A 1,214-nucleotide genomic window follows, 5' to 3' on the forward strand; every position below is an offset into this window, starting at 1 on the left:
CAGTCGCGCGATTCTCTACCCTCCTGCGTCCCCCCATCGTACAAACGAAGGTTGGTGGTACAGGAATTTCCACCTGTTGTCCATCGCCTACGCCTTTCGGCCTCGGCTTAGGTCCCGACTTACCCTGAGCGGACGAACCTTCCTCAGGAAACCTTAGGCTTTCGGTGGAGGGGATTCTCACCCCTCTTTTCGCTACTCATACCGGCATTCTCACTTCCAAGCGCTCCACCGCATCTCACGATGCAGCTTCGCTGCACTTGGAACGCTCCCCTACCATGTCCATAGGACATCCACAGCTTCGGTGGACCGTTTAGCCCCGTTACATTTTCGGCGCGGAGTCACTTGACCAGTGAGCTATTACGCACTCTTTGAATGATGGCTGCTTCTAAGCCAACATCCTGGTTGTCTGGGCAACTCCACATCCTTTCCCACTGAACGGTCACTTAGGGACCTTAGCTGGTGGTCTGGGCTGTTTCCCTTTTGACCACGGATCTTAGCACTCGCGGTCTGACTCCTGGAGTAAAGTCGATGGCATTCGGAGTTTGACTGAGTTCGGTAACCCGGGGAGGGCCCCTAGCCCAATCAGTGCTCTACCTCCATGACTCATTCTCCAAGGCTAGCCCTAAAGCTATTTCGGGGAGAACCAGCTATCTCCGAGTTCGATTGGCATTTCACCCCTACCCACACCTCATCCTATGGTTTTTCAACACCAACAGGTTCGGGCCTCCATTGCGCATTACCGCAACTTCACCCTGGACATGGGTAGATCACCCGGTTTCGGGTCAACGGCTACGTACTCTACGCCCTGTTCAGACTCGCTTTCGCTGCGGCTCCGGCTTTTCGCCTTAACCTTGCACGCAACCGTTACTCGCCGGTTCATTCTACAAAAGGCACGCCGTCACACCTCAAGGGTGCTCCGACTGATTGTAAGCACACGGTTTCAGGTTCTCTTTCACTCCCCTTCCGGGGTGCTTTTCACCTTTCCCTCACGGTACTGGTTCACTATCGGTCGCCAGGGAGTATTTAGCCTTGGGAGGTGGTCCTCCCGGATTCCCACGGGGTTTCACGTGTCCCGCGGTACTCAGGGTCCGTCTCGGAGGGGAAGGAATTTCAGCTACGAGGCTGTTACTCTCTATGGCGGGCCTTTCCAGGACCACTTCGCCTATCCCTTCCCTTTGTCACTCCGTGTGAGACGCCCTACAACCCCGGCAGGC

Annotated in this window: 1 rRNA gene (only partly in view); it reads right to left on the reverse strand. The window is 55.8% G+C overall.

The window, feature by feature from the left end:
- Positions 1–1,214, reverse strand: a 23S ribosomal RNA gene (locus BMW55_RS18865) (its annotated part extends 1,505 nt beyond the left edge of the window); the annotation flags it as partial.

This window comes from Lihuaxuella thermophila (genome assembly GCF_900110165.1).
Taxonomy (GTDB): Bacteria; Bacillota; Bacilli; order Thermoactinomycetales; family Thermoactinomycetaceae; genus Lihuaxuella; species Lihuaxuella thermophila.